21 protein-coding genes and 2 pseudogenes are annotated in these 26,590 nt (G+C 61.4%); 16 read left to right on the forward strand and 7 right to left on the reverse strand.

The window, feature by feature from the left end:
• Nucleotides 1–32: 32 nt before the first annotated feature.
• The 6 genes and pseudogenes from LGL98_RS10360 to LGL98_RS10385 all read left to right on the forward strand — a co-directional run bounded on the left by LGL98_RS10360 (nt 33) and on the right by LGL98_RS10385 (nt 6,011).
• Nucleotides 33–1,128, forward strand: a pseudogene (locus LGL98_RS10360) (LLM class flavin-dependent oxidoreductase).
• Entirely contained in the window at nt 1,115–2,266 is a 1,152-nt protein-coding gene (locus LGL98_RS10365; protein WP_168435324.1) for an acyl-CoA dehydrogenase family protein, read from the forward strand. The pseudogene LGL98_RS10360 and the gene LGL98_RS10365 overlap by 14 nt, the downstream one beginning before the upstream one ends.
• Nucleotides 2,267–2,271: 5 nt before the next feature.
• Entirely contained in the window at nt 2,272–3,234 is a 963-nt protein-coding gene (locus LGL98_RS10370; protein ID WP_136032384.1) for an ABC transporter substrate-binding protein, read from the forward strand.
• Nucleotides 3,231–4,268, forward strand: coding sequence for an ABC transporter substrate-binding protein (locus LGL98_RS10375; protein WP_004143325.1), 1,038 nt, complete (start codon nt 3,231–3,233; stop codon nt 4,266–4,268). The genes LGL98_RS10370 and LGL98_RS10375 overlap by 4 nt, the downstream gene beginning before the upstream one ends.
• Entirely contained in the window at nt 4,249–5,244 is a 996-nt protein-coding gene (locus tag LGL98_RS10380) for an ABC transporter permease (RefSeq protein ID WP_136032386.1), read from the forward strand. The genes LGL98_RS10375 and LGL98_RS10380 overlap by 20 nt, the downstream gene beginning before the upstream one ends.
• Nucleotides 5,238–6,011, forward strand: a complete 774-nt coding sequence (locus LGL98_RS10385) for an ABC transporter ATP-binding protein (protein ID WP_136032388.1) — start codon at nt 5,238–5,240, stop codon at nt 6,009–6,011. The genes LGL98_RS10380 and LGL98_RS10385 overlap by 7 nt, the downstream gene beginning before the upstream one ends.
• Nucleotides 6,012–6,717: 706 nt before the next feature.
• Here the strand turns inward: LGL98_RS10385 and LGL98_RS10390 are convergent.
• A complete protein-coding gene (locus LGL98_RS10390) occupies nt 6,718–8,790 on the reverse strand; it encodes a TonB-dependent siderophore receptor (protein WP_136032389.1) in 2,073 nt (690 codons plus the stop codon).
• 505 nt (nt 8,791–9,295) lie between these two features.
• Here LGL98_RS10390 and LGL98_RS10395 point away from each other — a divergent pair.
• From LGL98_RS10395 to LGL98_RS10435, 9 genes and pseudogenes are all read left to right on the forward strand, one after another.
• Nucleotides 9,296–10,117, forward strand: a complete 822-nt coding sequence (locus LGL98_RS10395) for an ABC transporter ATP-binding protein (protein WP_136032391.1) — start codon at nt 9,296–9,298, stop codon at nt 10,115–10,117.
• A complete protein-coding gene (locus tag LGL98_RS10400; protein WP_136032393.1) occupies nt 10,114–11,139 on the forward strand; it encodes a FecCD family ABC transporter permease in 1,026 nt (341 codons plus the stop codon). The genes LGL98_RS10395 and LGL98_RS10400 overlap by 4 nt, the downstream gene beginning before the upstream one ends.
• Nucleotides 11,136–12,188, forward strand: coding sequence for a FecCD family ABC transporter permease (locus LGL98_RS10405; protein WP_136032395.1), 1,053 nt, complete (start codon nt 11,136–11,138; stop codon nt 12,186–12,188). Before LGL98_RS10400 ends, LGL98_RS10405 begins: the two co-directional genes overlap by 4 nt.
• On the forward strand, nt 12,178–13,155 hold the full coding sequence (locus tag LGL98_RS10410; protein ID WP_168435341.1) for an ABC transporter substrate-binding protein: 978 nt from the start codon (nt 12,178–12,180) through the stop codon (nt 13,153–13,155). Before LGL98_RS10405 ends, LGL98_RS10410 begins: the two co-directional genes overlap by 11 nt.
• A pseudogene (locus LGL98_RS10415) lies at nt 13,121–14,054 on the forward strand (MurR/RpiR family transcriptional regulator). Before LGL98_RS10410 ends, LGL98_RS10415 begins: the two are co-directional and overlap by 35 nt.
• Nucleotides 14,055–14,146: 92 nt before the next feature.
• A complete protein-coding gene (locus LGL98_RS10420) occupies nt 14,147–14,914 on the forward strand; it encodes a basic amino acid ABC transporter substrate-binding protein (protein ID WP_136032401.1) in 768 nt (255 codons plus the stop codon).
• A 63-nt stretch (nt 14,915–14,977) separates the two neighbouring features.
• A complete protein-coding gene (locus LGL98_RS10425) occupies nt 14,978–15,742 on the forward strand; it encodes an amino acid ABC transporter permease (protein WP_004151161.1) in 765 nt (254 codons plus the stop codon).
• Nucleotides 15,729–16,451: an amino acid ABC transporter ATP-binding protein gene (locus tag LGL98_RS10430; protein ID WP_136032856.1), complete on the forward strand. Its 723-nt coding sequence runs from the start codon at nt 15,729–15,731 to the stop codon at nt 16,449–16,451. The genes LGL98_RS10425 and LGL98_RS10430 overlap by 14 nt, the downstream gene beginning before the upstream one ends.
• Nucleotides 16,452–16,750: 299 nt before the next feature.
• Nucleotides 16,751–17,338: a DUF1062 domain-containing protein gene (locus tag LGL98_RS10435; protein ID WP_168435342.1), complete on the forward strand. Its 588-nt coding sequence runs from the start codon at nt 16,751–16,753 to the stop codon at nt 17,336–17,338.
• Between the two features lie 128 nt (nt 17,339–17,466).
• Here LGL98_RS10435 and LGL98_RS10440 read toward each other — a convergent pair whose 3' ends face one another.
• The 4 genes from LGL98_RS10440 to LGL98_RS10455 form a co-directional block, all read right to left on the reverse strand.
• Nucleotides 17,467–17,859, reverse strand: coding sequence for a VOC family protein (locus LGL98_RS10440; protein ID WP_136032405.1), 393 nt, complete (start codon nt 17,857–17,859; stop codon nt 17,467–17,469).
• A 36-nt stretch (nt 17,860–17,895) separates the two neighbouring features.
• Nucleotides 17,896–19,128 carry an MFS transporter gene (locus tag LGL98_RS10445; RefSeq protein WP_136032406.1) on the reverse strand — a complete coding sequence of 411 codons (1,233 nt, stop codon included), beginning with the start codon at nt 19,126–19,128 and terminating at the stop codon, nt 17,896–17,898.
• A 564-nt stretch (nt 19,129–19,692) separates the two neighbouring features.
• Nucleotides 19,693–20,127 carry a VOC family protein gene (locus LGL98_RS10450; protein WP_136032408.1) on the reverse strand — a complete coding sequence of 145 codons (435 nt, stop codon included), beginning with the start codon at nt 20,125–20,127 and terminating at the stop codon, nt 19,693–19,695.
• 116 nt (nt 20,128–20,243) lie between these two features.
• Nucleotides 20,244–21,443 (reverse strand): MFS transporter, encoded by a 1,200-nt coding sequence (locus LGL98_RS10455; RefSeq protein WP_136032410.1) that lies wholly within the window; start codon nt 21,441–21,443, stop codon nt 20,244–20,246.
• A gap of 295 nt (nt 21,444–21,738) precedes the next feature.
• Here LGL98_RS10455 and LGL98_RS10460 point away from each other — a divergent pair, with 295 nt between their 5' ends.
• Complete coding sequence (locus LGL98_RS10460) at nt 21,739–22,896, forward strand: M20 aminoacylase family protein (RefSeq protein WP_136032412.1); 1,158 nt, start codon at nt 21,739–21,741, stop codon at nt 22,894–22,896.
• Nucleotides 22,897–22,938: 42 nt separating this feature from the next.
• Here LGL98_RS10460 and fdhF read toward each other — a convergent pair whose 3' ends face one another.
• The gene (gene fdhF / locus LGL98_RS10465; RefSeq protein WP_136032413.1) at nt 22,939–25,089 is read right to left on the reverse strand and encodes a formate dehydrogenase subunit alpha; all 2,151 of its coding nucleotides are present in this window, start codon (nt 25,087–25,089) and stop codon (nt 22,939–22,941) included.
• A gap of 247 nt (nt 25,090–25,336) precedes the next feature.
• Nucleotides 25,337–26,416, reverse strand: coding sequence for a malate/lactate/ureidoglycolate dehydrogenase (locus LGL98_RS10470; RefSeq protein ID WP_136032415.1), 1,080 nt, complete (start codon nt 26,414–26,416; stop codon nt 25,337–25,339).
• Nucleotides 26,417–26,590 lie beyond the last annotated feature (174 nt).

A 26,590-nucleotide genomic window follows, 5' to 3' on the forward strand; every position in this document is an offset into this window, starting at 1 on the left:
CCACTCCATTACCCTGACGCAAGGAGTTGTTCATGAGCATTCAGTTTCTCGGCATGATTGGCCACCGCCTCTCTTCCGAAACGATTGCCCCGGTGGGGCCGATCTTTGACCGCGACTATATCGTTCGCTTTGCGCAAACCCATGAGGCCGCCGGGTTTGATCGTCTACTGGTCGGCCACTGGTCCGATCAACCCGACGGCTTTCTGGTGACGGCCCTGGCCGGGCTGTCGACGCAGAAAATCCATTACCTGCTGGCCCATCGCCCCGGTTTTGTTTCGCCAACCCTTGCCGCGCGCAAATTCGCCACCCTTGAGCACCTGCTGGGGGGCAGGCTGGCGGTGCATATCATCAGTGGCGGCAACGATGCCGAGCAGCGCCGGGATGGCGATTATCTCGACCACGACCAGCGCTACGCCCGCACCGACGCCTTCCTCGACACCGTGCGCCAGGTGTGGACCAGCGAGCAGCCGGTGGATATTCACAACGATTTCTATCAGGCCGAGCAGGCCTGGTCCGCCATTCGCCCGCTGCAAAAACCGCATCTTCCGATCTACTTTGGCGGCTCGTCGGAAGCGGCCATCGCCGTCGCTGGCAAACATGCCGACGTCTTCGCGTTGTGGGGCGAGTCGCTGGCGCAAACTGGCGAGACCATCCAGCGGGTGCGCGCCGAAGCGGCGAAACACCAGCGTGATATTGGCTTCAGCGTCTCGTTCCGGCCGATTATCGCCGACAGCGAAGCCGAAGCCTGGGAGAAAGCCGAGCATATCCTGCACGTCGCCACCGAGCAGGCGGCGCAGCGCGGAGGCGGGTTCAAAGCCAAACCGGACAGCATCGGCGCCCAGCGGCTGCGGGCCACCGCGGCGCAGGGCAGAGTGGTGGACAAACGTCTTTGGACTGGCATTGCCCAGTTGGTGGGCGGCGGACATAACTCCACCGCGCTGGTGGGCACTCCGGAGCAGGTGGCGGATGCGCTGCTCGATTACTACGACCTTGGCGTGCGTAACTTCCTGATCCGCGGATTCGATCCGCTGAACGACGCGGCCGACTATGGCCGGGCGCTGCTGCCGATCGCCCGGGAAAAAGCCGCGCAGCGTGCGCTAGCGGAGCGCGCATCGTGATCTATCCTGAGCGCGACGACTGGGCCCGGCAGCTGACGGCGCTTCGCCAGCAGATGGCCGAGCAGGCGGCCAGCCTTGACGCCAGCGGCGAGTTTCCCCGGCGTAATATCGACCATCTGCGCGCGGGGGGCTGGTTAAGTCTCGCCGTGCCGCTATCCTGCGGCGGCGCGGGCGCCAGCCTGGCTCAGCTGCAGCAGGCCATCGCCGCCATCGCCTGGGGAGAGCCGGCGACAGCGCTGATCGTCTGCATGCAGTATCTGCACCATTTGCGGCTGGCGGAAAACGACGCCTGGCACGCGCCGCTGCGCCAGCAGGTTTTTCACGATGCTGTCGAACACGGTGGCCTGATCAACAGCCTGCGCGTCGAGCCGGAGCTGGGCTCCCCGGCGCGGGGCGGCCTGCCGGACACCGTGGCGACCCGCCGCGCGGAGGGCTGGGACATCAGCGGCCATAAAATTTATACCACCGGCATTGAAGGGCTGCGCTGGCTGGCGGTGTGGGCCAGAAGCGATGATAACCCGCCGCTGGTGGGGACCTGGCTGGTGCCTGGCGACAGCCCGGGTATCACGGTGGTGAAGAGCTGGGATCACGCTGGAATGCGGGCCACCGGCAGCCATGAAGTCATTTTTCACCACGTGCGAGTGGCGGCAGAGCATGCGGTGGATGTCTGGCCGGCCGATGCGCCTCCCGCCGCCCAGGCCGAACCGTTTCGCCTGTTCGCCAACCGGCAGACGGCGCTGCTGGCGGCGATCTATGACAGCATCGCCCGCGCCGCTCACGACTGGCTGGTGACGTGGCTGGCGGGGCGGGTGCCGGCCGGTCTCGGGCATGCGCTTTCCCGACTGCCGCGGGTGCAGGAGAAAGTCGGGCAGATCGCCGGGCTGCTGCTGGTCAACCGCAGCCTGCTGGAGCAGGCCGCCGCGCTGCGCTTATCCGCCATCGAGGCCAATCTGGCGAAAGTCACCATCACCGACAACGCCATTCAGGCGGTGAATATCGCGCTCGAGCTGACCGGCAATCATGGTCTCAGCCGACAAAACCCGCTGGAACGCCACTACCGCAATGTGCTCTGCGGACGGGTACATACCCCACAGAGCGACAGCGCCTGGCTGGCAGCTGGCAATTTCGTTTTTCAATCACAAGGATAATCACGATGCGTCTATCATTTTCAGGCCGGGTGGCGGCAGCGCTGATGCTGCTGGCGCTGGGCGGCTATGCGGCGGCGCAGGAGCGGATCACTCTGCGTATCGCCGATCAAAAAGGCGGTATGCGTTCGCAGCTGGAGGCGGCCAACGCCCTGCAAAATCTCCCTTACGACATTAAGTGGGCCGAGTTCCCGGCCGCCGCGCCGCTGGCGGAAGCCCTCAACGCGGGCGCGGTCGACGCGGGGATCATCGGCGATGCGCCGTTGCTCTTTGCCCTGGCCAACGGTGCGCCGGTGAAAGCCATTGCTGTGGATAAAAGCAACCCGGCGGGGACCGCGGTGCTGGTTTCCCCCGATAGCACGTTAAAAACCGCCGCCGATTTAAAAGGCAAACGCATCGCCACCGGCAAAGGATCGATTGGTCATTTCGTGGCGCTGAAAGCGCTGGAGCAGGCGGGGATTTCTCCAAAGGACGTACAGTGGGTGTTCCTCGGCCCGGTGGACGCCAAAGTGGCGCTGCTTAACGGTTCGGTGGACGCCTGGGCGACCTGGGAGCCCTACACCACCCAGATGGTGAAGACCAACGAGGGGCAGATCCTGGTGAGCGGCAAAGGGCTGCTGCCGGGGAATACCTTCCTCGCGGCAACGGATTCCGCGCTTAACGATCCGCAAAAACGCGCCGCGCTGCAGGATTATCTCCAGCGCCTGGCCGGCGCCGAGCGCTGGGCCTACGCCAATCTCGACAGCTACGGCAAAACGCTGGGGGAGATCATCCGCTTCCCGGCGGAGATCGCCCGCGCGCAGTTTGCCAACCGTCAGTCGCAGTGGCAGCCGCTGACAGAGGAAACCGTGACCCAGCAGCAGGCAACGGCGGACTTTTATCTCGCCAACGGCCTGATCCGCACCCGGCTGGACGTGAAGCCGACCTTTGACCGCCGTTTTAGCGTGCCCGCTGCTGAGGTAACACCATGACCAGAACCCCTTTTTCCCGCCGCCGGTTTTTACAGCTCAGCGGCGGCCTGGCGCTGGCCGGGGTCTCTTTGCCACTATGGGCTCACGATATGGCTGACATGGCCGGCGGCGATGCCCATCCGGCGCTGCGCCTGCCACAGCCCTACAAGATCAAGCTGGCGATCAATAAAAGCGCGGTATGCCTCGCGCCGGTCGCCGTCGCCGAGCAGCAGAAGATTTTCAGTAAATATAACCTCGACGTTGAGTTTGTTAACTTCGGCAACTCCACCGATGTGCTGCTGGAAGCGATCGCCACTGGCAAGGCCGACGCCGGGGTGGGGATGGCGCTGCGCTGGCTGAAGGCGCTGGAGCAGGGCTTTGACGTCAAGCTCACCGCCGGGACCCACGGCGGCTGTCTGAACCTGCTGACGGCCAAAGACTCGCCGTTCGGCGGCCTCGAGAGCCTGAAGGGTCAAACCATCGGCGTCACCGACATGGCTGGGCCGGATAAAAACTTCTTCGCCATTCTGCTTAAGCGTCACGGTATCGACCCGATCAGCGACGTGCAGTGGAAAGTCTATCCGGCGGATCTGCTCAGCGTGGCGCTGGACAAGCGCGAAATCGCCGCCATCAGCGGCAGCGAGCCGTTCAGCTATCGGCTACTGGAGACAGGCAAGTATCAGCTGATCGCCAGCAATATGACCGGAGATTATGCCAACCTCAGCTGCTGCGTGCTGGGGGTGAGCGGAAGCCTGGCGCGGGACCATAAACCGGCCGCCGCCGCGCTCACCCAGGCGATCCTTGAGGCGCACAGCTATGCCGCAGCGCATCCGGAAAGCGTGGCGCAATCGTTCCTCGCCCATGCCCTGAACACCAGTGAAGCGGAGGTGAGCGGCATCCTGCACGGGCAGGGCCACGGCCATCACGCGGTGGGCGAAGCGTTCGTGAAAGAGCTGACGCAGTACGCGGTCGACCTGCAGCGGGTGCAAGTGATCAAACCGGGTACCGATCCCCATCAGTTCGCGGAGAGTATCTATGCCAACGTATTCGCCTGAGCAGGCTCTGGCGCGCCCCACCGGCCGCGCGCCGCTGTGGGGAGAAGGGCTGCTCGCCGCTGCGCTGTGGCTGCTGGGCGGGCTCTTTACTCTGACCTGGCCCGACGCCGGGCGGCGCTGGCCGTTTAGCGAAGGGTGGGCGCTGGCGCAATTCACCCTCGGCGGCGGCTTGCTGCTGCTGGCGCTGAGCTATCGCTACTGGCGGGCGCGCGGCGCGCGTGTGCTGCATGCCGGCAAGTGGCTGGCGTTGTTGCCGGTGCTGTTTGCTGTCTGGGAAGGGCTGACCGCCAAGAGTGCCGTGCTGCCGGTGCCGTTTTTCGCGCCGCCGCAGGCGCTGATCGAGGTGCTGCACGACGACTGGCCGCGCCTGCTCGACAGCCTGCTGCACTCCCAGGGGCTGCTGGGGCTCGGCGTGCTGCTGGGCACCAGCAGCGGGTTCATCACCGGTCTGGCCATCGGCTGGTCGCAACGGATTGGCTACTGGGTTCATCCGGTGTTACGTCTGCTGGGGCCGGTGCCGTCCACCGCGCTGCTGCCGCTGTGCCTGTTTATTTTTCCCTCGAGCTTCGGCGCCAGCGTGTTTTTGATCGCGCTGAGCACCTGGTTCCCGGTCACGGTGCTGACCTGGTCCGGGGTCATCGGCATTGATAAAGCGTGGTACGACGTGGCGCGGACCCTCGGCGCCAGCCAGCGTTTCCTGATCCTGCGGGTGGCGATCCCCGCCGCGTTGCCGAACGTCTTTGTCGGCCTGTTTATGGGGCTCGGCGCGTCGTTTTCGGTGCTGATTGTTGCCGAAATGGTCGGGGTGAAGTCGGGGATCGGCTTTTACCTCCAGTGGGCCCAGGGCTGGGCGGCCTATCCGAATATGTACGCCGCGCTGTTGGTGATGGCCTTGCTATGCTCCGGTTTGATCAGTGGATTATTTATGCTGCGTGACCGGCTGCTGAGCTGGCAGCGGGGAGGGATGCAATGGTAACCGAGACGATAGTGCGCGGCGCGGCGGTGTCCATCAGCCATCTTCATCATGCGTTTACGCTTGGCAAACAGACGGTACCGGTGCTGGAGAATATCAGCCTGCAGCTGCGGCCGGGGGAAAGCGTGGCGCTGCTGGGCCCTTCCGGCTGCGGTAAATCAACCCTGCTGCGGCTGCTGGCGGGGCTGGAAGCGCCGCAGAGCGGACAGATGCAGATCGACGGCGCGGCGCTCGGCGCCCCGGGGCCGGAGCGAATTCTGGTGTTTCAGGATCCGACGCTCTACCCATGGCTGACGGTACGGCAGAACGTGCTGCTGGGCCCGCAAGCGCAGGGCAAAAAGGGGCTGGAGGCGAAGGCCGACGCGCTGATTGACCGCATCGGGCTGCAGGCCTTCAGCGAGGCGTGGCCGCGGCAGCTGTCCGGGGGAATGGCGCAGCGTGCGGCGCTGGCGCGCGCCTTGTTGAACGAGCCGCGTCTGCTGCTGCTCGACGAGCCGTTGGGTAAGCTGGATTCCCTGACCCGCATCAGCATGCAGCGGGAGCTGATCGCCCTCTGGCAGCAGCAGGGGTATACCAGCCTGCTGGTGACCCACGATATCGAAGAGGCGCTGCTGCTGTGCGAGCGAGTGCTGGTGATGTCGCCGCGTCCGGGGCGGATTATCGCCGAGTTCGCGCTGCCGCTGGCTTTTCCTCGTCATCGCGATAACCCGCAGCTGCTGCAGCATCGTCAGGATATATTGCGCATCCTCGGCCAGGAGGAGGACTGGTAGGGTGAACGCATTCCCCGGTGGCGGCTGCGACAAATGTCACGGAAAGGTAGGCCGGCGCAAGCGCAGCGCCGCCCGGCAATGAACATCCGGCGCCAGGCGCCTGTTTTTGCCCGGTGGCGGCTGCGCCTTACCGGGCCTACGAACTGCGACAAATGTCACGGAAACGTAAGCCGGTGCAAGCGCAGCGCCGCCCGGCAATGAATATCCGGCGCCAGGCGCCTGTTTTTGCCCGGTGGCGGCTGCGCCTTACCGGGCCTACGAACTGCGACAAATGTCACGAAAACGTAGGCCGGCGCAAGCGCAGCGCCGCCCGGCAATGGGCATCCGGCGGCAGGCGCCTGTTTTTGCCCGGTGGCGGCTGCGCCTTACCGGGCCTACGAACTGCGACAAATGTCACGGAAACGTAGGCCGGTGCAAGCGCAGCGCCGCCCGGCAATGGGCATCCGGTGCCAGGCGACACGTTTTTGCCCGGTGGCGGCTGCGCCTTACCGGGCCTACGAACTGCGACAAATGTCACGGAAACGTAGGCCGGTGCAAGCGCAGCGCCGCCTGGCAATGAACATCCGGCGCCAGGCGACACGTTTTCGCCCGGTGGCGGCTGCGCCTTACCGGGCCTACGAACTGCGACAAATGTCACGGAAACGTAGGCCGGTGCAAGCGCAGCGCCGCCCGGCAATGAACATCCGGCGCGACGCCATGGTCCGGCTTAAAAATCCATCTTCACCGTGAACTGCACTTCGCGCGGGTCGCCAATCTGGTTGCCGAGGTTATTGGTGCCGATCGAGGAAGTGTAATAGGTCTTATCAAACAGGTTCTTCACATTTACCTGCAGCGTCACCGGATACTGCAGCTTCATCTTATAGGCGGCAAACACGTCCGCCACCGCATACCCCTGCAGATAATAATCCGCGCCGTTGGTGCCGGAGCGCTTGCTGACCGCGTGGCCGCCGCCGCCGACGGTCAGGGTGTTGCTGTTATAGACGTTATGAATGTCATAGGTCAGGAACAGAGAACCAGTATGTTTTGGCACATTTGGCAGCGGCTTCCCGGCATAATCCGGATCTTCCAGCACTTTGGCGTCGGTGTAGCCGTAGCTGGCGATCACGCTGAGGTTATCGGTGATGGACCCGGCCAGATCCACTTCCACGCCCTGGGAACGCACCTTGCCCGCCGTTTTGGCCACCGTCTCATCGCCAATGCTCTCGGTGTACAGCACGTTACGCTTGTGAATATCAAACAGCGCGATATTGGCAGTAATGCCGTTTAACAGGTCGAATTTGGCGCCCACTTCGTAAGAGGTGGACTCTTCCGGCGGCAGCTCGCCGATATAGCTGGCGATCGACGACTGCGGCATAAACGATTGGGCGACATTGGCGAACAGGGAGACGTTCGGCGTGACCTTGTAGACCAGGCCGGCTTTCGGCGTCCATTTCTCATCGCGGCTGTCGGTATTGACGTTAAACGGTCGGCCTTTACCGGCGTACTGGGTGTAATACTGGTAGCGCACGCCAGCGACGGCGATCCAGTTGTCGGTCAGGTACAGCGCGTCCTGCACGTAGGCGGCATAGCTCTCCTGCTGGATCCGCTGGTCGCTGTCGGATGCGGAGACGGTATTACAGGTGTCGAGAGTGCCGTAGACCGGTTGATAAATGTTAAAGCCTTTCACGTTCTTACAGCGCAGCATATCGGTGCGCAGCAGATCGTAATTCTCATAGGCGACGCCGGTCAGCAGTTCGTTATAAAAGCCGCCCATCACCACGTTGCCCTGCAGGTCGGCGCGGGTAGAGTGCATCTTCTGCGTTGAACCGTGGGTACCATCGACCCGGCGGGTGAGGTTGCCGGTCGCCGAATCATAGGCCACCACCCGCGCCTGGTTATCGTTGTAGTGATCCTGGCTGTAACTGTAGTCGAAGCGCGCGGTCCAGGCGTCGTTAAGGCGATACTCGGCGTTAAGCTGAGCGAGGTCGGAATAGCCATCAGTAATATTAAACGCTTCATCGAAGCGGGTTTTGCGATCGACGTTCACCGCATGGCCGGTATTCAGATCGAAGATAGTGCCACGATCAAAGGGCGTGCTGTAGTCGCGGTGTGAATAGGACGCGGTCACCGTCGCCCGCTCGCCAAACCAGGTCAGGGAAGGGGCGATAAAGCTGCTTTTGTTTTTACCGAAATTGCGCCAGTAATCCTCATTCTGATATTCCCCAATCAGCCGGTACGCCAGATTTGTACCTTCGATGGGACCCGTGATGTCGACGCTGCCGGTGCCGCCGCCAAAGCTGGTGGACGTCGCGGAAACCGAACCGGAGAACTGCCGCTCCGGCCGTTTGGTGATGACGTTGATCAGCCCGCCGGGGTCGAGGATACCGTACAGCGTCGAAGCCGGCCCCTTCAGGACTTCCACCCGTTCGGTGGCGGCGTTAAAACTGCGCGGCAGCACGGTGCGCAGGCCGTTGGTCATGATCGAGCCGTCGCGGTTGGCGCCGAAGCCGCGGCGGGTAAAGGCGTCCTGGGTACCGCCGAGGGTATTGGTCTGCACCACGTTAGCGACGTTATACAGCGCCTCATCGAGTGAGGTGGCGTGCTGATCTTCGAGAACCCGATCGCTGACGGTATTGACCACCTGCGGAATATCCAGCAGCGGCATCGAGGTCAGCGTCGCGGTGGCGGAGCTGAGCGGCTGATAGCCGCTGGTGGCGCTCTGCTGCGCACCGTCGGCCACCACGGTGATGGTCTCTTCCGCGTCGTTATTACTTTTCGCCGCGCTATTGTCGGCGGCCATTAATCCCGGTGAGGCTAAAAAAAGAAGCGAAAAAAGCGCGCGCCCTTGCAACGCTCTGCAGGCGACATGGGGTTGAGTCATTATCTGTTTCTCGTGAACGTATCTGCCTTTGCGGTCAGATTAAGCCAATAAAATCATTGCCCTGAATAATAAAAGCACTCTGTTTAGCGTCTGAACGCGCCTTCAGATGTGTAATTGAGAATCATTCAATCATGAAGAAATGTAGTAGTAAACGTTATGTAAGATAAAAAATTGGCGGTGGAAAATGGTGAGGTTATCACGACTTTTTGAAAGGAAGGTATATTGTTAGTTTATTGATATTTAATGCTTTTATAGGCTTTTATTTTGCACGATCTCGCTGTAGTCATCGCGACCGACTGATGACGATGGCGAGTATTGACTACTACAACCATCCCCGTCATGATCAAAAGAGAATGAGATTTATTTTGATTTGACTGCAGAGTGTTCAGCGATGGCCTGGAACGCTGCGGCGCAGGAGAGAGTTATGCCACAGCGGGTAAAACCTGCAGAGCAGGGGCTCGTACTGGAAGCCCTGTCGGCCGGCTACGGCCAGACCCTGATCGTTGACGATATCAACCTGACCATTCCCACCGGCAAAATGACGGTGCTGGCCGGGGCGAACGGCTCCGGTAAATCCACGCTGCTCTCGACCATCGCCAGAATGCTGAAACCCCTCGGCGGCTGCGTGCGTCTGGACGGGCAAGCCATTCACCAGATGCCGACGAAGGCCGTCTCGCGCCAGCTGGGCATCCTGCCGCAATCGCCGCTGACCCCGGAAGGGTTAACGGTTTTCGAGCTGGTCTCGCGCGGGCGCTACCCATGGCAGGGGCTGATGCGCCAGTGGTCCGAGGCCGATGAGCAGGCGGTGGAGGAGGCGCTGCGTTTAACCGGTACCGCTGAATTCGCCCATCTGCCGGTGGACAGCCTCTCCGGCGGCCAGCGTCAGCGCTGCTGGATCGCCATGGCGCTGGCCCAGCAAACGGCGACCATTTTGCTCGATGAGCCGACCACCTGGCTCGATCTGCGCTATCAGGTCGATATCCTCGAGCTGCTCCAGACTCTCACCCGCGAACATGGTCGCACGGTGGTGACAGTGCTCCATGACCTTAACTTTGCGGTGAACTACGCCGATCTGCTGGTATTCCTTAAACAGGGGCGCATTGTCGGCACGATTCGCGACAACGATGTCTGTAGCCCTGCGCTGATTAAACGCGTGTTTGACGTTGACGTGCAGATGTCGATTAACCCGCAAACCGGCAAACCCTTCTTTATGCCGTTTCGCGCCCGCCAGGCTGTTGACGCATGAGCGCCGCCGTTCTGTACGCCGCGCGGCGTTATGCCCGCCCCCGACTGGCGCTCTTGCTGCTAACGCTGCTGCTTATCGCCGCCTCGCTGGTGCATCTTGGCTTAGGCGCCCGCTGGATCGCCCCACAGACGGTGCTGCAGGCGCTGCTGGAGTACAATCCGCGCAATTTCGACCAGCGGATTATCGTCGATCTGCGCCTGGTGCGGCTGGCGGCGGCGCTGCTAACCGGCGCGGCATTGGGCGTCGCCGGGCTGCTGCTGCAGACGGTGATCCGTAACCCGCTGGGCGAGCCGCATATTCTTGGCCTTAACGCCGGCGCTTCGCTGGCGGTGGTGGCGACCTCGGCGCTGGGCCTGTCCTTCGGCGCTGTCCCCGCCGGGCGCCCGCTGACCGCCGCCTGCGGCGCGGGGCTGCTGTTCGGCGGGGTGATGGCGCTGGCCTCTGCCGGGCGCGGCGGGGCGACGCCGCTGCGCATCACGTTGTGCGGAGTGGCGCTGTCAGGGTTTGCGTCGGCGGTGACGGCGGCGATATTAATTCTCGATGAACAGACGCTGCTGGCGATGCGCACCTGGCTGGCGGGCGATCTGGCCGGGCTGAACTGGAGCACGCTGCAGACGGCGCTGGTCCCGGCGCTGATCGGCCTTGGTGTCGCGCTGCTCATTGCCCCACGCCTCAACGTGCTGGCGCTGGGGGATAAGGTGGCGCTGGGCCTTGGCGTTAGTCTCGTCCAGACGCGGCTGCTGGGCCTGCTGGCGATTGCGCTGTTGTGCGGCGCGGCGGTGGCGGTGGCCGGGCCGATCGGCTTCGTCGGGCTGGTGGTGCCGCACGTGGTGCGCCGTCTGGTGACGGAAGATATCCGCCTGGCGCTGCCCCTGGCTGCGCCGGTGGGGGCGCTGGCGCTGGTGCTGGCGGATATCGCCGCCCGGACGCTGGTCGCGCCGCAGGAGCTGGCCACCGGAGCGATGACCGCTCTGGTGGGCGCGCCGCTGTTTATCTTTATCGCCGCGAGGTTTTTTAAATGACGCGCGCCGTTCACCGGGCCGGTTTTCGGCCGCTGGCTTTCGCCTCCCGCCAGCTGCTGCTGCGTCCTGCGGCGCTTAAAATTGCCGCCAGCATAGTGCTGATGCTGCTGGCGCTCGGGCTGTATAGCCTTAGCCGCGGCAGCTATCCGCTGCCCGCATCGACGCTGGCGCGGGCTCTGCTGGCGCCGCAGGAGATGGGCGAGCAGCCGCGCTTTATTCTGTTTGATATCCGCCTGCCGCGGATCCTGATGGCGTTGCTGTGCGGGGCGATGCTGGGGCTGGCCGGCGCGGCGATGCAGAGCATCACCCGCAACGGTCTGGCCGATCCGGGGCTGATCGGCGTCAAAGAGGGGGCCAGCATCGTAGTCCTGGCGCTGGTGCTGTTTTTCCCGGCGGTAGGCCTGGTCTGGCGGCCACTGGCGGGGATGGTCGGCGGCGTGGCGGTGGCCCTGCTGGTCCTGACGCTGGCGCGCGACTGCTCGCGGCCGCGCTTTATTTTAATTGGCATCGGCGTCTCCTGGAGCCTGGCGGCCGCGGTCGGCATCTTTATGACCACCGCCGACGTTCGCGACGTGCAGACGGCGATGATCTGGCTGGCGGGCAGCCTGCAGGCTGCCACCTGGCCGCTGCTGGCGGTGGCCGTTTGCTGGGCGCTGCCCGGGGCCATCATCCTGCTCTGTACCGCCCGGGCGGCGGACGTAGCGCTGCTCGGCGACCGGACCGCCATCGGCCTAGGCGTACGTCTGCAGCAGCTGACGGTGCTGCGCTTTTTCGCGCCGGTGCTGCTGACCTCGGCCAGCGTCTCCTGCGTCGGCAGTCTGGGCTTTGTGGGCCTGATGGCGCCGCATATGGCGCGTTTCGTGCTGCGCGGCGGCCAGGTATCGCTGCTGTGCGGCAGCGCGCTGATTGGCGCCTTGCTGGTGCTGGTGACCGATACCCTTGGCCGGCTGGCGTTTGCCCCGCTGCAGATCCCGGCGGGGATAGTCATTGCCCTGGTGGGCTGCCCATTCTTTGTTGTCTTGCTCTGGCGTCGCCGTGATGCCCTTTAACCAGGAAGGTAGTATGCGTTGGTTCGTCTCATTACTGCTGTTGCTGTCGGGGGCCGTCAGCGCCGCCGCCCCACAAACTCAAACTTTCACCGATGATTTAGGCCGTACGGTCACCGTGCCGCTGCATCCGCAACGTATCGTTTCGATGCACGATCTCGATATTACCATTCCGCTGATTGAGCTTGGAGCGCCGCCGATCGCCAGCCACGGCCGGACGCGCCCGGACGGTAGCCACTACCTGCGATCCAGCGCCCAGCTCACCGGTGTGGATTTCGATAACAGCGATATCCGCTTTATTGGCACCGCTGATATCGATCTGGAAGCGGTAGCCGCCGCAAAGCCGGATCTGATCATCACTGAGCCCAGCCGCCACGTGTCAGTGGAGCAACTGGCGAAGATTGCCCCGACGGTGAGCATCGACCATCTGCAGGGCAGTGCCCCGGAGATTTACCGCAAGCTGGCGCAGCTGACCGGCACCCAGCCGCGGTTGGCGATCCTCGAGCGCCGCTATCAGGAGCAAATCACGCAGCTGAAAGCGATGGTCAACCCTTCTCAGTACACCGTCTCGGTGATCCAGGCAAACAACGGCAAGGTCACGGTGCATCATTCGTATCATGCGCTGGGCCGGGTGCTGCGCGATGCCGGTTTCCGCTTTCCGCCACTGATTGAGCGGATCCCCGATGGCCAGCGCATTGACGTCAGCGCGGAACAGCTGCCGGAGCTGGACGCCGATTTTGTCTTCGCCACCTGGCGGTCGGATACTGGCGGTAAGCCGCAGGATGAGCTACAGGCGATGGAAGGCGTGATGCCCGGCTGGTGCGACTTTATGCGCGCCTGCCGCACCGGGCACTATGTTTTGCTGCCGCGGGAAGAGGTGATCTCCAACTCCTACGCCGCGCTGTCCCTGATGGTGGCCCAGGTGCAGTCGCATATTGCCGGCAGGCCGATCCCGGCGGAGGCCAAATGAAAAGTGCGGTAAAAAAAGAGAAAGGACGGGTCGACCTGTTCGGCGAACGCTATCGCGCCCGGGCGAACCAGCTCTCCCCCCGGCTGCGGGCCGTGGTCAGCTATATCAACGACAACCGCGAGGTGGTGCTGGAGCATACGGCGATGGAGATCGCCACAGCGACCCAGACCTCCGACGCCACGGTGGTGCGCGCCATCCAGGCGTTGGGCTTCGCTGGGCTGCGCGAGCTTAAGCAGACCATGGAGCGCTGGTTCGGCACCTCGGTCACCTCGGCGGAAAAGATGCGCTCGACGGTCACGGCGCTCGCCAGCGACGTCAACTCCAGTATTGATTTTGTGCTTGAAGGCCATCAGAGGGTCTGCGAAGCACTGTCGCGGGCCGACAACCGTGCGGCGGTGGCCCAGGCGGTGGCATTGCTTAGCGACGCGCGACAGGTAGGGATCTTCGGCATCGGCGCCTCGGGGATCCTCGCCGAGTACACCGCCCGGCTGTTCAGCCGCATTGGCCTGCCGGCGTATGTGATGAACCGCACGGGCTTTAGCCTCGCCGAGCAGCTTATCGGCCTACAGCGCGGCGATGTGTTGATCATGATGGGGCAAAAATCTCCGCATCGCGAAGGGATGACCACCCTGCGCGAGGCCAAGCGGCTGGGTATCCCGACCATCCTGCTGACCCAGGCGGTGGATTCGCGCTTCAGCCAGGAGGCGCAGGTGGTGATCGACGTCCCGCGCGGCGGGGACAGCACCAGAATGCCGCTGCACGGTACGGTGTTGGTCTGTCTGGAGATGATTGTTCTGTCGGTTGCCTCCACCACGCCACAAAAGACGGTGAAATCCCTGAAACGAATCAACGACCTGCACCGGGCTATCGGGAAATCCGGCGGTAAACGGGGCCATTGAGAAGATAATTCACCAACGGGAAGGTTTCCGGTTGCATACAAAAGTCAGTGTGTGTATTTTTATGCAAAATAAATGCATAAAAAGGAAATCTCATGGTCAAGAATTTGCTCAAAGCGTGTTGCATGATGGCCGCGCTGACGGTAGCCGGACAGGCGGCTGCGGAAACCTATACCGTCGGCTCCGGCGGCACCTACCGGCCGTTTGAATTTGAAAACAGCCAGAAACAGCTGGAAGGTTTCGATATCGACATCATCAAGGCTATCGCCAAAGCCGAAGGCTTTGACGTCAAGCTGGTCAATACCCCATGGGAAGGCATCTTCGCCACGCTGAACACCGGCGACCGCGATATCATCATCTCCGGGATCACCATCACCGATAAACGCAAACAGATGGTCGATTTCTCCGCGCCGTACTTCCCGGCCGAGCAGTCTATCGTCGTCGCCCAGGACTCGCAGGTGGATTCGCTCGCGGCACTGAAAAACGAGAAGGTCGGGGTGGTGAACTCCAGCACCGGCGATATTGTGGTGTCTGAGGTGCTGGGCAAAAACAGCACCGCGATCAAGCGCTTCGACAACACCCCGCTGATGCTCCAGGAGCTGTTTGAGGACGGCGTCAGCGCCGCGGTTGGCGACGTCGGGGTGGTGAAGTACTACATCAAACAGCACCCGGAGAAGCAGTTCAAGCTGGTGCCGGATGCCAAATTTGAGCGTCAGTATTTCGGTATTGCGGTGGCGAAAGGCAACAGCGAACTGCTGGGCAAAATCAACGCCGGGCTGCAAAAGATTGTTGCTGACGGGACTTACGCCAACATCTATAAAACCTGGTTCGACGACAACGTGCCGACGCTGCCAGCGCAATAATCCACTTTTTTCAGTGACCACGGCTATCGCCCAGGCGATAGCCGTATTTTTTAGGGAAGGACTATGACGGGATTCCGTTGGGAGATCATCGAGGAGTACGGCCCGCTGTTTGTGGACGGCGCCCTGATGACGATTAAATGTACCATTATCTGCGTGATCCTCGGGACGCTGTGGGGGTTAACTCTCGGTCTCGGGCGGATGGCGAAGGCCGAGCACGGGCCGTGGAAATATATCCTCCGCTACCTGGTGCAGTTTCCGGTGCGCTTTTACGTTAGCGCCTTCCGCGGTACGCCGCTGTTCGTGCAGATTATGGTGGTGCACTTTGCGCTGGTGCCGCTGTTTATCAACCCGCGCGACGGCCTGCTGGTGACCAGCGGCCTGATGAGCGCTGACTTTGCCCGCGAACTGCGCGCCAGCTACGGGGCGTTCCTCTCCTGCATCGTAGCGATCACCCTTAACGCCGGAGCCTATGTGTCGGAGATTTTCCGCGCCGGCATCCAGTCGATCGACAAAGGGCAGATGGAGGCCTCCCGCGCGCTGGGCATGCCGTGGTGGAAAACCATGCGCAAGGTGATCCTCCCGCAGGCGTTTCGCCGCATTCTGCCGCCGCTGGGCAACAACGCCATCGCCATTGTCAAAGACTCGTCGCTGGCCTCGGCGATTGGCCTGGCCGATCTGGCCTATGCCGCGCGTACCGTCTCCGGCGCCTACGCCACCTACTGGGAACCCTACCTGACCATCTCCCTGGTCTACTGGGTGATCACCTTCCTGCTGGCGCAGCTGGTTAACCGTCTGGAAAAGAGGTTTGGCAAAAGTGATTCACATTAATAACTTACATAAGCGCTTCGGCGACAGCCACGTGCTGCGCGGCATCAGCTGCGATATCAAACCGCAGGAAGTGGTGTGCATCATCGGCCCGTCCGGCTCGGGGAAAAGTACCTTCCTGCGCTGCATGAACGCCCTGGAGACGGTCAGCGAAGGCGAGGTGGTGGTTAACGGCTTTGCCGCCCACGACCGGACCACCGACCTGAACAAGATGCGCGAAAGCGTCGGCATGGTATTCCAGCGCTTTAACCTGTTCCCGCACATGACGGTGCTGGAAAACCTAATCATGGCGCCGATGAATCTGCGCAATATGCCGCGCCAGCAGGCAGTCGACCTGGCGGAAGCCTTGCTGGCGAAGGTGGGCTTAAGCGATAAGCGCGACGCCTGGCCCTCGAGCCTGTCCGGCGGCCAGCAGCAGCGGGTAGCTATCGCCCGCGCGCTGGCGATGAAGCCGTCGATTATGCTGTTCGATGAGCCCACTTCGGCGCTGGATCCGGAGCTGGTGGGGGACGTGCTGGAGGTGATGAAAAATCTCGCCAGCGAGGGGATGACGATGGTGATCGTGACCCACGAAATGGGCTTTGCCCGCGAAGTAGCCGACCGGGTGATCTTCATCGACCAGGGCGTGATTCAGGAAGAGGGCAAGCCGGGGCAGATCTTTACCACGCCGACCAACCCGCGCACCGCCGCGTTTCTCAGCAAGGTGCTGTAAACAGAGCGGGCTGGCGCGATGCCAGCCCGCTGAGCGTTGTCAGATATATTGATGATGTTTTTCATCATCAGTATAAATATTGACTGAACTCATATATCCCGCGACGACTCCTTTGTTAATCTCCGGGTATCGCTTTGGGCTTATCCAGGAAAATAACGTTGGAAATCTTTTTTTAACCCACTGAAAAATAGCGATTAACTATTTTTCATACGCCAAAAATCATGGTCCGTTAATGACGGACTCGGTTTCGTATGGGTTAAAAAAGGTACGTTATGACAGTTACATGGACGGTCACGCCCGTGGGGTATCAGCATATTGCTAAACGCTGCCCCGCCTGCAATGTAAAACGCGACTTCGCGCCTTCCGGCGCCATCCGGGTGAATTCGCAAAAGAAGCTGCTGGATATCTGGAGCATCTATAAATGCACGCACTGCGATTACACGTGGAATATCGCCCTGTTTTCCAGGCTGCACGTCAGCAAGATAAACCGTGAACTGCTTCAACGCCTGATGCAGAACGATGCAGCCATGGTTCACTATTATGCCGCTGACCTCGCGACGCTGAAGCGCAACCGCGCCGAGCCGTCGGGGCAACCCAATTTTCGTATTCAGGAGCAATGGTCGGTGACGCTGATGGCGTGCCCGCGGATAACGGTGCGCGTCAGAGTCAGTCAGCCATTTCGCATCAGCCTGCTATCAATACTGAAAAAACAGCTCAAGCTGAGTACGGCTGAAATCCGGTGGTTGGTCGCGACAGGGTATATCGAGGGTATTCCATTAAAACAGCTCAAGACGAAAAAGCTGAAGGCGATGGAATATCATTTTCAGCTGGCGGCGGAAACGCTGTATGCGCGACGCCGGATTACGTTATCACTTCGCGGTAGATAACTCGTCAGAGAGAGAAGCCGCAGCGCTTTAGCCGCGGTTTTCGTTATTCTCAATGAAATAAGGACGGCGAAGCTCGCCGTCCTGACTCCCTTATTACCGCCTGCAAAAGCCACCTCCGCTGCAGCCATTCAAGCTGCCGACGCATAATAAACAAACGCCAGCTTATTGCCGTCGGGATCGCGGACGTAGGCGCTGTGAAAGCCGTTGCCATACTGCGGCCGGTGACCGGGACCGCCTTCGTCACCTCCGCCGAGTTGCAAGGCGAGGGCATGCAGTTCCGCAATATGTGCGACGGAGCGGGCGTTAAGCGCCACCATCGTTCCATTGCCCACCCCGGCAGGCTGCTGGTCAAAAGGAACGCCCACGCACAGCCCACAGGTGTGATTGCTGTTGAAGGTGCCCCAGGACGCCCCCTGTTCGTTACGGCCGGCTTTGACGTGCCCCAGCAATGCCATTAACGGATCATAGAACTTTATGGCGCGTGGCAGATCGTTCGTTCCCAGCATAATGTATGAAAACATGATGTCCTCCTGTTGCGGGTAAAAAGGCGTAAACCTTCAGGCTAGCTGAAGGAGATGTTGTTGCCGGAGTTTTAACAAGCGCGAGACCAGCATGATGACGACGATTCCCGCGATCAGCGCCAGGCAGTGAAAAGCAATTCTGCCGCCAGCCTGGAAGTAAACCCAGCGCGCTACTTCCACCGAGGCCGCCATAAAACTGAGCGCCACAATGTTGATGGTGGCTGAAACCGTTCCTTTCGGTAGGGCGTGGGAAAAAAGCGCAAAACGGAATAATACGGGGAACAACAGGCCTGTTCCGAGGGCATAGAGACTCGTTCCTGAAACGGACCACCACCAGGTATGGGGCCATGCAATATTTCCCGCCAGTAATACCAACAACCCGGTCAGCTGTATCGGGATAGTGCGCCAGATAAAGCGGGGAGAGGTCGGATCCTTAATAAAACGGGCCACGATGATGCTGGCAATAATGACGCCGCCAAAGACAGGCACCTGGGTCCAGGCATAGGCGCCGCGCGACATCCCGCCGTCATCGATCAGGATCACCGGAGAGAGTGCTACCCAGGTGATTATCGGCAGGTTACTGAATGACAACGCCAGCGCGCCCGTGAGCACCACCGGCTGTTTAAAGGCGCGGACAAACTCGGAAAATACCTCGCCCGGACGAAATCCCCGGCCCTGAGAGGTGACCGTCTCTGGCATGTTAAAAATCAGTAACGCCCAGGCCAGCAAGCTCATGGCGCCGATGATCGCAAACAATAACTTCCAGTGCAGGAAATTCATCAGGCCAGCGCCCGCCAGGGGCCCGATTACCGGCGCCAGCAAAACGATGGATGTCAGCGCTGCCATAATGCGGATAGACTCTTTTTCATCAAAAGCCTCCTGGATGGAGACATAACCGACTGTCGAAATGAAGCAGATACTGGTTCCCTGGATAAAACGGGCGATAAGATAGTGATCAATCGACGTGACAAAGATCATGCTGAAGCAGGCCAAAGCAAAGATGATGGCGCCGGTCAGTAGTACGGGGCGGCGACCAATGCGGTCGGAGAGCGGCCCCAGCAGCCACTGTAATGCCAGCCCCCCGGCTAAATAGAGGCTGACAGAGGCCGGGGCTAACGCAACATCAGCCTTAAATTCCCGGATGATGTGGATAATACCCGGTTGAATGAGATCGGTAGTCAGATAGGCAGAAAAATCATAGATAACCATCGCCAGCGGAAATAACAAGATTCTGCTAAAACGGATGTACGGTCCCAATGCTAATTTCATACGCGAAGACTCCCTGGACGTTGACGGTTTCCCTGGTATCGGGGCCTGGTTGATGTGGATCCCTTGCGGCTGTCGTCACAGGCTGGCCGCGGAATGACAAACCGAAAGATAAAATTCGCCTGGCGATTGTCATTGGGTAAGGCAACGCAACGGCATGCAGAGGGAGTGATCGAGCATGGCAGAGGGATACGCACCGGGTTAACTGGCTGGGGGTGACGTTGCTTGTGCGAGGGAGGGGGCTCGCTGCCATCGCGTGGATGTGGAGCGTTTGTCCGCAGGGGACGAGAATGAATAAAGTCGCTTGCTCCTGAGGGGAAACATTCATACCGGGAAACCTGTGTCATCATCATGGGCAAAACAGGCGAACACTCGCCAGTGTCCGCATTCGATTTCAGCGCAGTGATAATCAGTCCGGCCAGTCATGGTCGGAAGTCTGATTATCAGATGATTAGGTTTTCCAGCATCGACGCCTCAGCTATGGGTATGAATTATTCATTAAGGAAATGATAACACCCACATTTATTATGGGAATTGCGCAGGTAAGAAAATGTGACTTTCGCCCGCTTACTGCGTGAAGCTGATCGCAACAGACCCGGCGCTGCGCTCAGCCTCGCCATGGTACACCGCCTCAATATTATTTCCCTGCGGATCCAGCACAAAAGCGGCATAGTAACCAGGATGATAGTGTCGTTCGCCAGGCACGCCGTTATCACGTCCGCCATGGGTCAGTGCCGCATGGTAAAAAGCGTCCACCATGTCACGATCTCTGGCCTGGAATGCCAGATGGTGGCGTCCTGTCAGTTTCCCGGCAGCCTCCGGGCTGTGGCGTGAGGCCACCACCAGTTCGTCGGCCAGCAAGTATTCATTGGCGGTGGTGATAACCGGGATCTCCAGCGCCGACAGTACGGCGGTATAGAAGTTTTTGCTTGCCGCAAAGTCTTCGACAACCAGCAGAATATGATCGATCAATCTGCCGCGATGTAAGGTATTACTTTCCATGGGATTTCCTCTCGGCTGGGGGGCCGGCAATGGTTAACAACCGTTAGCCAGCAAAAACAGGATACCCTCAGCTGAGGGCCATAAAAAAGGGCTGGCGCCAGGCCAGCCCGTCAGGACTACCGTGCGGACTCCGTCGCCTCGTCCATGTCATCTTCCTGCTCACTGGCAAGCAGGGTTTTCTCGTTTTTGCACAGACACTGAATCAACAGGAACAGCACGCCGCTGGCCACCAGGGTGGCGATCAGGCCATCGTAACCAGTGATGCCGATCAGCATGCCGCTGACCACCGGCCCGGCGACGCTGCCGGCGGACCAGAAAAAGCCGAACAGGGCGTTAATCATAATCAGCTTCTGCCCATTGAAGGTTTTCCCCGCCCGCACCAGCGACAGGGTATAAAGCGCCCCCGCCGCGGCGCCCAGCAGCAGGCAAATGGCCATCAGCTGAATGCGCGAGCCGAGCATCAGCGGCAGGGCCAGCAGCGACAGGCTGAAAACCACCGCGCAGCTCAGATGCACGCGGCGAATCCCGACCCGGTCGGCCAGCCAGCCGAGCGGGGTCTGGAACATCGCATCCCCGGTAAGTACCACAGTCACCAGCAGCACCGCCATTCCTTCATTAAGCCCTTTGTCCATGCCGTACAGCGGCAGCAGGGCGAGGATGCTGGCGTCAAAGAAGGCGAAGCAGAAGACCCCGGAGGCCAGTACCGGCAGGAAGGCGCCGAGGCTGCGCCAGCTGGCGCGCTCCCCGAGGCTTTCACGAGTACCGGTGGGCAGATGGCGCAGCATCAACAGGCAGACGGCGGTGACCGCGACAATCGCTATCAGCGCTGAGGTTTGCCAGGCGGGGCCGACGGAGATCAGCAGCGGCCCGGCCAGCTGGCAGCCGGTAAAGGCCGAGGCGTAGAGACCGGTGAGGGTAGCGCGCTGGCTGCCCGCCGCGCCGCCGGTGATCCAGCTTTCGCCGAGTACGATAATGACCCCGGAGGCCAGGCCGGTCAGCAGGCGCGGCAGCAAAAGCAGCGTCATATCGGTAGTCATGCATGAGGCGATGGTCGCCAGCGCCAGCAGGATCAGACTGCCGCTCAGCAGCACGCCCATTTCAACGCGCCGGCATAGCGCAGGAGAGAGGAAAGAGGAGATCATCATGCCGGCGGGCGGCAGGGCGGCCAGCAGGCCGACGTACAGCGGCGCGATCTGCTGCTGCGCCAGCTCAAGACTGATTAACGGCACCGTATAGCCGGTGATAAATCCCACGAGCGACGCGGCCATGATCATCGCCAGCGTGGGGGCAAGACGATTCTGGTCTGGGTTAAACATTTTATTTCCGATTACGGCGAGGTCAGTAGTGGATCCTTCGGCAAATTGCCGTCCTGAGTTGCATAATAATTAATCGCCTGGCCGTTGTCACCGTTGAAATCACTACCAAAAAAGGGCCGCAGGGCGACAGGTGGGCTGTACGCCGCGCCGCCACCGCATTTCGTGACGTTGTCAGCGTGTTAACGACAGGATATAACGGAGGGAGCGGCAGCGCCCCGACGCCGGTGAGCGACGGGTAAAAACGCGACGCATGACCGATTATTCAGCATTACGCTATGCAGGAAAGGAGTAATACATGGCCGTATCGCCGTCACTGATCGCCGAAGCCGTTAGCTGGCGACGTGAGTTCCACGCCGCGCCTGAGCTCGGATATCAGGAGCAGGAGACCTCGCGCCGCGTTGCGGAGCTGCTGGCCTCATTTGGGCTACAGGTTCACCGCGGGCTGGCCGGCACCGGCGTCGTGGCGACGCTGGAAAACGGCCCCGGGCCGGTCATTGGCCTGCGCGCCGATATGGACGCCCTGCCAATCACCGAGCTGGGGAGCGTCAGCTACTGTTCGCGTCGCCCTGGGGTGATGCACGCCTGCGGCCACGACGGCCATACCGCGATGCTGCTGGCGGCCGCCGCCCATCTGGCGCAGACCCGTCATTTCAGCGGCACCGTCCACTTTGTCTTCCAGCCAGCGGAAGAAAACCTCGGCGGCGCGCGCAAAATGGTGGAAGAGGGGTTGTTTGAGCGCTTCCCGATGGACGCCATTTACGCGCTGCATAACTGGCCGGGGATCCCGCTTGGCGAAGTGGCGCTCAGCGATGGCGCGATGATGGCCTCGCTGGACGCCTTCGAAATCACCCTGCGCGGAAAGAGCTGTCATGCGGCGATGCCGGAGAGCGGGGCCGATCCGATCGTCGCGGCGGCGCAGCTGATAATGGCGCTGCAGACTATTCCTTCCCGCCGCTTGTCGCCGCAGGATTCCGCGGTGGTCAGCATCACCCAGATAAACGGCGGCGAGGCGATCAACGTCCTGCCGGACACCGTGGTGCTGCGCGGTACCTTCCGCTGCCTGAGCAATCGCGTTCGCGCCCGCGTGCGGGAGCTCATCGAGCGCTATGTGGCGACCCAGCCGCAGGTGTCCGATGTTCAGGGCGAGATTAGCTGGTTCCCGGGTTATCCGGTGACCAAAAACCATGCGCTGCAGGCGCAGCAGGTGCGCGACGTGGCCGTCGCCACCCTCGGCGCGCAAGCGGTGCGCTGGAATCAGGCGCCGTCGATGGCCTCCGAAGATTTTGCCTGCATGCTGGAGGCCTGTCCGGGGGCCTATTTCTGGATAGGTACCGACGGCGAAACTCCGTCGAAGCCGCTGCATAACGCCAGCTATGACTTTAACGATGCGCTGATCGGCCCCGGGGTGGCCATGTGGGTGGGGCTGGTGGAGAAACAGCTGCCGGCGGCATAACCCACCGGCAGCGGCAGAGGGAGCGCGGCGCGCTCCCTGAGGTCAGACGTCGGCAGCGGCTTTCAGTCGTGCTTTCATGTCGCTGTAGGCCGTCCAGGCATAGCGCTCTGCCCATTGCTGGTCGGCAATCGCTTCCACTTTCACCGCACAGTATTTGGTTTCCGGCGTTTTGGAGATCGGATCGAGGTTATCCTGGGTCAGCTCATTGCAGGCGCCCACCCACCACTGATAGGTCATATAGACCGCCCCCGGGTTAATGCGATCGCTGAGGTCGGCACGGGAGATCACCTTCCCGCGCCGGGAACTGACCCACACCAGTTGTTTGTCGGCGATCCCCAGTCGTTGCGCATCCGCGGGATTCATCTGCACCCGTCCCGGCTCGTCGGCCAGCGACTGCAGCGCGGCGCAGTTGCCGGTCATCGAGCGGCAGGAATAATGCCCGACTTCCCGCACGGTGCAGAGCACCAGCGGCCACTCGTCATCCGGACGCTCCGCCGGCGCGCGCCAGGCGGTGGCGAACAGCTGCCCTTTACCCGATGGGGTATCGAAGCGGTTGTCTTTATACAGCCACGGCGTGCCGGGGTGGTCGAGGGTTGGGCACGGCCACTGAACATGGCCCATATCGCCCATTTTCTCCCAGGTCACGCCGTAGAACAGCGGACAGAGTTCGCGCATCTCGTCCCAGATCTGCTGGTTGTTCTCATAGTGCATCGGATAGCCCATTTCGCTGGCCAGCAGGCTAATGATCTCCCAGTCGCGCTTCACATTCCCGGCCGGAGGGATCGCCTGTTCAAACCGCTGGAACCCGCGGTCGGCGCAAGTGAAGACGCCGCCGTGCTCGCCCCAGGAGGTGGCCGGCAGCAGGACATCGGCCATTTCCGCTGTTTTGGTCATGAAAATGTCCTGCACGACCACGAAGTCCAGCGCCTCGAGGCCTTTGCGCACCAGGCCGAGGTCGGCTTCAGTCTGCAGCGGATCTTCACCCATGATGTAGTAGGCTTTGATCTCGCCGGTCAGTGCTTTATGCGGCACCTCGGTGATGCGGGTGCCGACCTGGTCATCCATCAGCGCCGGGTCGACACCCCAGGCGGCGGCGAATTTCGCCCGCACGGCGGGGTCGGTGACCTCCTGATAGCCGGGAAACAGGTTCGGCAGCACGCCCATATCGCAGGCGCCCTGTACGTTGTTTTGCCCGCGGACCGGCCCCACGCCGACGTTAGGCCGTCCCAGGTTGCCAGTAAGCAGCGCCAGGCTTGCCAGGCCGCGCACCACGTCCACCGCCTGGCCAAACTGAGTAACCCCCATGCCCCACATAATGGTGGCGGATGGGGCGGCGGCGAACATGCGCATCGCCTCCCGGATTTCCCGCGCGCTGACCCCAACAATCCCTTCCACCGCTTCCGGGGCGTAATCCTTCACCGCCTCGCGGTAAGCATCCAGCCCTTCGGTATAGCGTTCGACATAGGTTTTGTTGTACAGCTCTTCCTCCAGCAGCACATAGCCGAAGGCATTTACCAGCGCCATGTTGCTGCCATTGTTGAGCTGCAGATGACGGTCGGCAATGCGCGCGGTTTCAATGCGCCGCGGATCGCAGACGATGATTTTGGCGCCGTTGTCCCGGGCCTTGATTACCCGGCGGGCGACGATGGGATGGGAGTCGGCACAGTTGTAGCCAAAAACCAGCAGGCACTTCGAGTTTTCGATGTCGCTAATCGAGTTGCTCATCGCCCCGTTACCCAGCGCCTGCTGCAGCCCGGCGACGGAGGGGCCGTGGCAGACGCGGGCGCAGCAGTCGACGTTATTGGTATTCAGCACCGCGCGGGCGAACTTTTGCATCACATAGTTGGTTTCGTTGCCGGTGCCGCGCGAGGAGCCGGTGGTCATGATGGCGCGCGGGCCATGCTTCTCTTTGATCTCCCTGAGCTTGCTGGCGGTGTAGCGAATCGCCTCCTGCCAGCTGACCGGCGTCAAGGCGCCGCCTTTCTGGTAGCGGATCATCGGTTGTTTAAGACGGGGCGTCAGGAGCTGCGTGTCGTTAAGAAAATCCCAGCCGTAGTAGCCTTTCAGGCACAGCTGGTTCTGGTTGGTGACGCCGTCGGCGGCTTCCGCGCGAATGATTTTATTGTTGTCGACAACCAGTTTAAGTTTGCAACCCGCCCCGCAGTAGGGGCACACGCTCGTGATTTTTTTCATCAGTAACAGACCTGTTAACAGTGAACTGAGTATCGCTGTCGCGCCGGGCCCGACGGGCAACGATCGCGGTATCGCCTGGTGGTGATGCAGACCCAGGCCTGTTGCGCTATGCAGGTCTTGTGCCAGAATTTAACTTGTTGATTTATATGTGAAAATTAAAAGAATTGAGATGACGGGAGCATGACCTCGTCACTAATGACGATGACGCAGAGCGCCGACGTCAGACGCTCTGCGGGGTAACACGTTGCTAGGCGAGAGGGCGGCAGCGGTCGAAATGCGATTCGCTCAGGCCGACGTCGCGCGCGGCGGTGCAGATAGCCTGCCAGCTGCCGGCATCCAGCGGGATCCCCTGCGCCAGCCGCGTTTCGCGGTTGGCGGCCTCCCATTCGCCGGGCGCCAGTACCGGGGCATCGGGATCGTGCGGTGACTGCTTACACCATGCGATAAAGGCCTCCGTCTGCGCCTGGCTGTCCGGGGCATCGAATGCGTCCGGGCGCAGGATCACTGTGGTCATGCAGTTAAAGATGGCGTCAACGCTGGTCTGCAGGCTCTCCTGATGGGTGGTTTGCCCCCCGGAAAGTGCGCCGCCGAGCACTTCGCACAGCGTCGCCAGGGCATAGCCTTTGTGCTGGGCGAAGGTGAGCAGGGCGCCCAGCGGCGAGGTCTGCATCACCGCCGGGTCGGTAGTGGGTCGACCCTCGGCGTCAATCAGGCAGCCGGGGGCCACGGCTTCGCCTTTATGCCAGGCGACGCGGGTTTTACCAAAGGCGATGGCGCTGGTGGCGTAGTCCAGCAGCAGCGGCGGATGGCCCGCGCGGGGAAATACCACGCACAGCGGGTTGGTGCCGAAGCGGCTGTCCTTCCCGCGGAACGGGGCGACCATCGGGTCGCCGATGACGCTGACGAAATGAATGGAGATCAGCCCCGCGGCAGCGCACTGTTCGGCCCAGTAACCGATGCGCCCGACGTGATGCGCATTGCGCAGGGCGATAGCCGCCATACCGTGCTGCTTCGCCTTTTCAATGCCTAACTGCATCGCCTCGTGGGCGACCACCTGGCCGAAGCCAGCGTTGCCGTCGAGGGTGACCACGGCGCCGGCGTCTTTGGTCACCGTGGCGTGGCGGTTGAGCTGCAGAAAACCACCGGCTTGGGATTTGACGTAGCTGGGGATCATCCCAACGCCGTGGGAGTCATGCCCGGCCAGGTTGGCGGCGATCAGGTGGTCCGCGACGAGGGTAGCTTCCCCCGGGGTACTGCCGAGATGGGTAAACAGTGAGACGACAAACTGATGCAGATCCGTCGCCAGAAAGCGGTGTCCTGTTGGCACTGATTCTCTCCTGTAGTCTGTTGTTATTTTGTTATGTTTGCCGTTTTATGCTGCGCCGCCCGGCGCAGAAGGTCAAGGGCGGGAGCGCACGGCGGAACGTCACTGCGTCTACGCCGGAGTCCGACGCCAGGCGATAAAAAACCCGGCCGGGATCGCGTTTTAATTAACGCCATA

Origin of the sequence: Klebsiella africana (assembly GCF_020526085.1) — a bacterium.
GTDB lineage: Bacteria > Pseudomonadota > Gammaproteobacteria > Enterobacterales > Enterobacteriaceae > Klebsiella > Klebsiella africana.

Coding starts and splice junctions, on each gene's coding strand:
- LGL98_RS10460 (WP_136032412.1), top strand. CDS start 21,739: ATGGCCGTATCGCCGTCACTGATCGCCGAAGCCGTTAGCTGGCGACGT.
- LGL98_RS10375 (WP_004143325.1), top strand. CDS start 3,231: ATGACCAGAACCCCTTTTTCCCGCCGCCGGTTTTTACAGCTCAGCGGC.
- LGL98_RS10450 (WP_136032408.1), bottom strand. CDS start 20,127: ATGGAAAGTAATACCTTACATCGCGGCAGATTGATCGATCATATTCTG.
- LGL98_RS10385 (WP_136032388.1), top strand. CDS start 5,238: ATGGTAACCGAGACGATAGTGCGCGGCGCGGCGGTGTCCATCAGCCAT.
- LGL98_RS10410 (WP_168435341.1), top strand. CDS start 12,178: ATGCCCTTTAACCAGGAAGGTAGTATGCGTTGGTTCGTCTCATTACTG.
- LGL98_RS10400 (WP_136032393.1), top strand. CDS start 10,114: ATGAGCGCCGCCGTTCTGTACGCCGCGCGGCGTTATGCCCGCCCCCGA.
- LGL98_RS10420 (WP_136032401.1), top strand. CDS start 14,147: ATGGTCAAGAATTTGCTCAAAGCGTGTTGCATGATGGCCGCGCTGACG.
- LGL98_RS10440 (WP_136032405.1), bottom strand. CDS start 17,859: ATGTTTTCATACATTATGCTGGGAACGAACGATCTGCCACGCGCCATA.
- LGL98_RS10455 (WP_136032410.1), bottom strand. CDS start 21,443: ATGTTTAACCCAGACCAGAATCGTCTTGCCCCCACGCTGGCGATGATC.
- LGL98_RS10395 (WP_136032391.1), top strand. CDS start 9,296: ATGCCACAGCGGGTAAAACCTGCAGAGCAGGGGCTCGTACTGGAAGCC.
- LGL98_RS10425 (WP_004151161.1), top strand. CDS start 14,978: ATGACGGGATTCCGTTGGGAGATCATCGAGGAGTACGGCCCGCTGTTT.
- LGL98_RS10390 (WP_136032389.1), bottom strand. CDS start 8,790: ATGGCCGCCGACAATAGCGCGGCGAAAAGTAATAACGACGCGGAAGAG.
- LGL98_RS10380 (WP_136032386.1), top strand. CDS start 4,249: ATGCCAACGTATTCGCCTGAGCAGGCTCTGGCGCGCCCCACCGGCCGC.
- fdhF (WP_136032413.1), bottom strand. CDS start 25,089: ATGAAAAAAATCACGAGCGTGTGCCCCTACTGCGGGGCGGGTTGCAAA.
- LGL98_RS10405 (WP_136032395.1), top strand. CDS start 11,136: ATGACGCGCGCCGTTCACCGGGCCGGTTTTCGGCCGCTGGCTTTCGCC.
- LGL98_RS10445 (WP_136032406.1), bottom strand. CDS start 19,128: ATGAAATTAGCATTGGGACCGTACATCCGTTTTAGCAGAATCTTGTTA.
- LGL98_RS10370 (WP_136032384.1), top strand. CDS start 2,272: ATGCGTCTATCATTTTCAGGCCGGGTGGCGGCAGCGCTGATGCTGCTG.